The following is a 7,309-nucleotide window of genomic DNA, read 5'->3' as shown; positions in this document are numbered from 1 at the left end:
TTTTCCCTATGCTTTGGGCTTAGAGAACGGCTCTCTGTTACCTTTTTCTCCTTTTTCCCTATGCTTTGGGCTTAGAGAACGGCTCTCTGTTACCTTTTTCTCCTTTTCCCCTATGCTTTGGGCTTAGAGAATAGCTCTCTATTACCTTTTTCTCTTCCACAACTGTCTAATGGTAACTGATAGGGATTCTCTATTCCCTTTTGCCCTATTCTCCCCAACCTACGGGCACAGACGCAGACGCATCGCCCCACTTAATTTCCCACAAAAAAAGCCATCGACAACTTCTACGTTGCAGACAGCTTTACTAAAACTTATCTTTTCCCACCCCACTCCAGCCAACTTTACAATAAAGGCTCGGTACTATCCTTTATGCCTACTAATCCTAAAATTGTTAAAAATAGATTTTGTGGGCCAAGATATGCATCTTTTGGATCAAAGTATTCTTCTAACGTATGAATGCCACCGCATGCTCCTCCTGCTCCTAATGTAACAGCAGGGATTCCTAAACTGATCGGCACATTTGAATCAGTGCTACTAGCAGATGAACGAACAGGTGTTAACCCGATGCTTTTTCCGGCTGCGATAACCGTTTGAACAATCGCAGCCTCTGGATCTTGTGTTCCTGCTGGGCGATCTCCAACTTGTTTTATCACAACCTCAATCGCTGTTTTTTCACTGCTCCAGCGGTTATTTTCCTCTTCTGCCGCTTTTTCCAAAATAACCAATACCTTTTCCTCTAACTGAAGAAGTTCTTCTTGTGAATTAGACCGTAGATCAACCATCATGCTTGCCTCTTGCGCAATCGTATTGACAGAAGTTCCTCCAGTTATGGTACCAACTGTAAAAGTCGTTTTCGGATCAAGCGGTGTTTCTAAATCTGCCATTTCACTTACCGCTCTACCTAAAGCATGTATGGCGCTCGGTATTCCAAAATCCCCAAAGCTATGACCACCAGAGCCTTTATACGTTACATGATAGCGGTGGCTGCCTGTCCCTAAATAGGTAATCTCTTCTGGCGTACCAGGCTCTAGGGAAATAAATGCATCAATATCCTCCCTATCCTTAAACAAGCCTTTCACGCCGCGCAGGTCTCCTAATCCTTCTTCCCCAACCGTTGCTCCGAAGATAATATCACCTTCTGTTTCAATATTCGTTTTATGAAAAGCACGTAAAACCGTCAACACTGCAGCTAGTCCTCTTCCATCATCCGATATTCCAGGTGCGTACACTTTTCCATCCTTCCACTCTGCTGTAATGACTGTTCCTTCCGGAAATACTGTATCTAAATGGGCACAGACAAAGATTCTTGGTCCTTTTCCTGTTCCATATCTTATTCCAAATACATTCCCATGCCGATCCTGTTGAATATCATCTAAACCAAATGATGCTAATTTCGATTGAAAAAGCTTTCCTTTCTCTGCTTCCTGAAAGGACGGAGCTGGAACTAAGGTAAGCTCAATTTGTTCATTTAATGTGTTCTCATCATCCTCTTGCAAAAACACGAGTCCTTCTTTTACAAGCTGATTTTCAAGCATTTTCGTAAATACACTTTCCATTTTATTCATTCCAATAATCGACATATCTCATTCCTACTCTCTTTGTATTTGGGATTAAAATGCTGATTCTTACTGTCCCATAGCTTCTACTCAAAAGGATTGTAGAATCGTTGACCATCATAAAAGGTAATAACAATACTACTAATAAATAAAATTGCTATTAGTGAAATAGCGAGATAATCTCCTATATCAAATGGTTTTTCCCGGTACCAAGTTCTCGTTTTCTTTTTGGCAAATCCTCTTAGATCCATCACATTGCTTATTGCTTCAATTCGATTTAAGCTTACAAAGATTAATGGAATAATGATTCCCATTGCATTTTTCCCACGTGTTATAAGAGAAGCCTTTCTTGATAAATCATTTCCTCTAGCTTGCTTGGATAAGGCGATATTGCGGTAATCTCTTTGAATATCTGGAATATAGCGCAAGGTTATACTAATTGCATAGGTAATGCGGTAACTTATGCCAATCCGATGAAAGGATGAAGCAAATTCACTAGGATTGGTCGTTAAAATAAATAATAGAGCGATTGGAATAACCGTAAAGTATTTCAATGTCACATTAAACAAATAAAACAGCTGCTCTGTTGTTACCTCATAGGGACCTGCTAGTGAAAAAAGCAAATGCTCCGTGCCATAAATTTCGACGCCTTGTTTCGGTGAAAATAAAAAAATAGCTATATTGTTTAGCAAAAGAAATAAACCAAAAAGGAGTACAACAAAGGAAACTTCTTTCCAGCGAATTTTAGATAATTTAAACAGCGTAAGTCCAATGACTAGCATGAACACTAATATCCGCGTATCATATGTAAGCATGGCTGCAAGGGACCATAGTATAAAACAAAGTAATTTAGTAGCGCCGGCAAGACGATGAATGGGTGAATTTTTGTCTAAATAGGCTAGCATTTCTGCCATGTTTTTCTCCCCTCTTGCTCATATGAAATAAATGCGTCAATGAATTCACTTGGACTTTCCACCTGCAAAAGCTTTGCCATTTCATAGAGAGACGTTTCTTTCAAATTGGCAGCTTTCATTATTTGTGGATTTGTTAATATATTCGCAGGACTGCTATCTGCGATGATTTCTCCATCCGCTAGCACCATCGTTCTACTTGTATATTCCTGAATTAAATGCATATCGTGAGTAATGATCATCAAACTTATTCCTGTGCGATTTAACTCGAGTAAAAAATCCATTATTTCTGTATAATGATATAAGTCTTGTCCTGCGGTTGGTTCATCTAATATCAATATCTCCGGATTTAATACTAAGATGGATGCAATCGTTACCCGCTTCTTTTGCCCATAGCTTAAAGCAGAAATCGGCCATTTCCGATAAGGAAGCAGGCCACATATATTCAGTACTTTCTTTACTCTCTTCTCTATTTCAGTTGGATTCATCCCTTGATTGATTAGACCTAATGCAACTTCCTCCTTAATCAAGTGCTTTGAAATCATATGATTTGGATTTTGGAGGACAAATCCTATTTTTTGCCCCTTTTCTTTAATGGTAAGCTTGGTAATATCCATACCATTTAAGAAGATGGACCCTTCTTTCGGCACTTCAAACCCACTAATTAGCTTAGCAAGAGTCGATTTCCCAGCGCCATTTTTCCCAACAATGCTGACCATTTCTCCCTTTTCTAATGAAAAAGACAAATTTCTTATCCCTCTATTCTGATTTGGATAAGTAAAAGACAGCTTATCTACTTCTAGTAAAGTCGCTTGTTTTTTTCGTTGTAATTCTCGACTTCTCCCTTGAAACCACTTGATTACATTCTGTCTATATTCCTTTAAGGGAATCATAGACAGAGGGTGAATGGGTATATGATTAGGCAAACTAACGCCTGCGTCCTGTAATAGTTTTACATAAAGTGGTTTTCTCAAACGATGCTTATCTAATAAGCTAGAAGTGAGTAATTCCTGGGGAGAAAGATCTGCTATTAAGGTTCCATGATCAATGAGTAAAATCCGATCGACCTCTGCCTCTAATACCTCTTCTAATCGATGTTCAATAATAATAATGGTGTTATTATGCCTTTTATGAATGTCTGCGATTAGATGCATCGCCTGTTTGCCAGCTACCGGATCTAAATTTGCTAGTGGTTCATCAAAAAGTAATATGTCTACTTCTTGTATTAAGACACCTGCTAATGCGACTCTTTGCTTTTGTCCGCCAGATAGTTGATGAATCGAAGCATCTAGATACTGCTCCATCCCTACTAAAGAAGCTGCTTCCATTACTTTTTCTCGCATCAATTTCGAGGAAACCTGATTATTTTCTAATACAAATGCAATATCCTCTCCTACTGTTAATCCAATAAACTGAGTATCTGAATCTTGCAATATAGTTCCCACAGATTGGGATAGCTCATAAATAGTCTCCGATTTAGTTTCCTTCTCTTTTATCCTAAGGCTCCCTGAAATCTCGCCTTCATAAGAAAAAGGTATTAATCCATTTACACAATGAGCCAGGGTGCTCTTTCCGGATCCAGAAGGTCCTACGATTAACACTTTTTCCCCTTCATAGATTGTTAGATTGATATTCGATAAGGTTGGCTGAGACTGACTCCTGTATTTAAAGCCGAAATCTTTAAACTCTATTATTGGTTTATTCATCCTACTCTCCCACTTTTAAAAACATATATCTCGTTGTATTCTCGAAACTCAGTAATTGGGAACAAACTGTCGTTCATATGGTCCACTTCCTATAATTGGCCAATTTGCTAAAATGTCTCTTCTTTTTCTAAGCTATTAGTTTTACTAATTGTTTTGGAGTAAGCATAGATTAATAATGTTCCAAGCACTGCTACTGTAGCGATATTTAAACCGCCTGCAACTAGCCCTTGTAAAATAACTTTATTGATAGGTTCTGCATAAATTAGCACATCCAATAGAGGTGCCAGTACGAACCAGCCAATTGCTTGAACGATTATTTGGACAACATTAAATGTAAGTATCTGTTTCCAGCCAAAAATGCCTTCTCTTATGTTTATTTTTTTCCAAGCTAGACCAAACCCAACTCCGACTATTCCAGATACAATGATCCAGCTCCACCAAGGTGAGCCCCATACTAGAATATCTTTTAATGCGTGACCTATAAATCCTATTAGCCCACCTACGACTGGTCCAAATACTACAGACATTAATGCAAGAAAAGCATAGGAGGTTTCAAAGGATGTATTTGGAACTCCTGTAGGTATAGCGGCAAATCTTCCTAGAATAATAAATATAGCGGCACCAATCCCAATTGCTACAACATTTTTTGTTGATAAAACGGTTTTTCTTCCCATTTTTTTGTCTCCCCCCTTATTTTCTTCTATATTATTTTTAATAGAAAAACCAAGTTTTTTAACCCTATGTAATCAATTCGATTTATATCTTCCAATTTAATCCAGTTCCTTTTTTATACATGGCACATACCGTCCCATCACTCCAAAGCCAGACTGAAAACGAATGCTCCCATGTTTCATCCTTCCTCTCATTCATGTGTAGTTAACCTATTCTTATGTCACTTTGATTTAAAATAAGCCTTATTATTTGAAAACTTTTATTTTTCTAACAATTAACATTATCTTACAAGATTACAACCTTTCATGCAAGATACCTCTTGGCAATTCGTGTTAGTTAAGAAAGAAATTCAAGAAATCTGAGCCCTCTATTCTATAAAAAAGACCTAAATATACTTGATGTATAGTAAAGGTCTCTTAGTATCCACTTTAAAATAAAAGAAATATTGTTCCTATTGTAATAATCACACAGCCAATCAGTGTGTTTTTCGTTGGCTTTTCTTTTAAGATAATAATGCTTAAAATGACGGTAATGACGACGCTAAACTTATCAATTGGTGCTACGATGGATACTTTTCCAATAGAGATTGCTGCAAAAAAGCAAAGCCATGACAATCCTGTTGCTATTCCTGATATGATTAAGAAAAGATAGCTTTTTCTAGATATTGTTTTTATTTGTGTTTGCGTTCGTTGGAAAAAGACTATTCCCCAAGCAAAAATAATAATAACGATTGTACGAATAAAGGTAGCCACATTTGAATCTACTTCTTCTATCCCAATCTTGGCGAGAATCGCTGTTAATGCCGCAAATACTGCTGATAGCAACGCTAAAAATATGTATGAATTGGAATACGATGTTTCAGCACTCTTTTTAATTTTTCCTATTAAAACAAAAGTTCCTATCGCTATTAGCGTACCGCCGATGACAATTGCCGTCGTCACAGGCTCTCCTAAAAAAACAAACGAAAAAAGAATCGTTAAAATAACACTCGATTTATCAATTGGAACTACTTTTGAAACATCGCCAATTTGGATTGCTTTAAAATAGCAGAGCCATGATAGACCTGTTGTTATTCCTGATAAAACTAGAAAGACAAGAGACTTCTTACTAACAAAAAATATACTATCTAATTGTTTCGTAACCAAAACCATTAATAAAGCCATGATTAATACAACAATTGTTCTAATTGCCGTTGCTAAATTTGAATTTACATCTTTAATTCCTATCTTTGCAAATATTCCTGTTAATGCTGCAAATACTGCTGCTAGTAGTGCCAATATAACACTCATTGAATCACCTCTTGATCTATATATTCCTATCTTAGTTTCAATAAGACTCCCGTTTGCTTATCCGTGTAAAATCGTGTTTATTCATACACAGCCCCTCTCGATGAACAATTATTGGGAAAAATACCGTTTTCACTCTTTTTATTCTTACTTCCTGTTTAAATCGGGATAAAATTCCATTGACGGACATACGGTATCTATTATATGATTATTCACTGTGTGAAAGATATCGTTTAACGTGGTTCGAGACCATCCCACGTAAAAAAACTAAGGGAGAGAAAAGCAAAAATGAAAACAAAAACACTTGCAGTTAACGGCTTGGTGGCAGCATTATATGTTGCTGTTACGATTGCAATTGCGCCAATTGCATTTGGAAACATTCAATATCGCGTTTCGGAATTATTTAATCATCTAGTTGTATTTAACAAAAAATATATATATGGGATTGTCGTTGGCGTATTTTTAGCAAACTTATTCCTTTCAACCATCAAGCTATACGATTTAACTTTTGGGGTTGCTCATTCCATTATTTGTTTGTTAATCACAATTGGTATAAGCAAGTTTGTTAAAAGTCATCTTTTACGAATGATCATTAATACACTTGTATTTACTTTTAATATGTTTATTATTGCCTTTCAATTGCATCTTGCACTTGGATTCCCTTTCTTAATCACTTGGGGAACGACAGCTATTGGTGAATTTGTTGTCATGGCAATCGGAATACCTATTATGCACTTCTTAAATAAACGGATTTCCTTTGGGAAGTTAATGGATTAAATAAACAGATCAAAATAATCTTGCTCATTAAGATTATCTTGATCTTTTTTAGTTTTATTCCTTTTCTTTTATATGAAATATATATTAGTATTTAATATGGACTATTAAAATCCAATCATTCTTTGTTCTCTGAAGGCTTTCCCATGGAATAACCCTGTTCCATGAAATAGGAATAACCACATCCATTTTCTGTATTTTTATACTTAAATAAAGTAAACTTAGTATAATTACGCTGTTTCACAAATAATTAAAACAAACTTTTTCAAGAAAATACTCTTCATTAAAATTCATTTATATAAATCTCTTTAAATATTCGCCAAATATTTTATTCATAACTTTGGGGGTATTTTCTAAATAAACATTAATTTGTTCCATATTTGATTCAAATTTATCAGCGTTTC

Annotated in this window: 6 protein-coding genes, 1 pseudogene and 1 riboswitch; of the genes and pseudogenes, 1 reads left to right on the top strand and 6 read right to left on the bottom strand. The window is 36.1% G+C overall.

What is annotated here, in order from left to right:
• Positions 1 to 341: 341 nt before the first annotated feature.
• The 5 genes from RTL21_RS23000 to RTL21_RS22980 all read right to left on the bottom strand — a co-directional run bounded on the left by RTL21_RS23000 (position 342) and on the right by RTL21_RS22980 (position 6,134).
• Entirely contained in the window at positions 342 to 1,580 is a 1,239-nt protein-coding gene (locus RTL21_RS23000; RefSeq protein ID WP_031539208.1) for a M20/M25/M40 family metallo-hydrolase, read from the bottom strand.
• Positions 1,581 to 1,642: 62 nt separating this feature from the next.
• Positions 1,643 to 2,470 (bottom strand): energy-coupling factor transporter transmembrane component T family protein, encoded by an 828-nt coding sequence (locus RTL21_RS22995; RefSeq protein WP_312099489.1) that lies wholly within the window; start codon positions 2,468 to 2,470, stop codon positions 1,643 to 1,645.
• Entirely contained in the window at positions 2,455 to 4,173 is a 1,719-nt protein-coding gene (locus RTL21_RS22990) for an ABC transporter ATP-binding protein (protein ID WP_312099487.1), read from the bottom strand. The genes RTL21_RS22995 and RTL21_RS22990 overlap by 16 nt, the downstream gene beginning before the upstream one ends.
• Before the next feature lie 107 nt (positions 4,174 to 4,280).
• Positions 4,281 to 4,847 (bottom strand): ECF-type riboflavin transporter substrate-binding protein, encoded by a 567-nt coding sequence (locus RTL21_RS22985; RefSeq protein ID WP_312099485.1) that lies wholly within the window; start codon positions 4,845 to 4,847, stop codon positions 4,281 to 4,283.
• 426 nt (positions 4,848 to 5,273) lie between these two features.
• The gene (locus RTL21_RS22980; protein WP_031539216.1) at positions 5,274 to 6,134 is read right to left on the bottom strand and encodes an EamA family transporter; all 861 of its coding nucleotides are present in this window, start codon (positions 6,132 to 6,134) and stop codon (positions 5,274 to 5,276) included.
• Between the two features lie 229 nt (positions 6,135 to 6,363).
• Positions 6,364 to 6,408: riboswitch (PreQ1 riboswitch) on the top strand.
• Between the two features lie 11 nt (positions 6,409 to 6,419).
• On the opposite strand from RTL21_RS22980, the gene RTL21_RS22975 reads away from it, so the two are divergent.
• Entirely contained in the window at positions 6,420 to 6,908 is a 489-nt protein-coding gene (locus RTL21_RS22975; RefSeq protein ID WP_031539217.1) for a QueT transporter family protein, read from the top strand.
• 291 nt (positions 6,909 to 7,199) lie between these two features.
• Here RTL21_RS22975 and RTL21_RS22970 read toward each other — a convergent pair.
• A pseudogene (locus RTL21_RS22970) lies at positions 7,200 to 7,309 on the bottom strand (5'-methylthioadenosine/S-adenosylhomocysteine nucleosidase family protein); the annotation flags it as partial.

Source organism: Niallia sp. (assembly GCF_031978665.1).
GTDB lineage: Bacteria > Bacillota > Bacilli > Bacillales > Cytobacillaceae > Niallia.
This window is presented reverse-complemented; position numbering and strand designations above follow the sequence as displayed.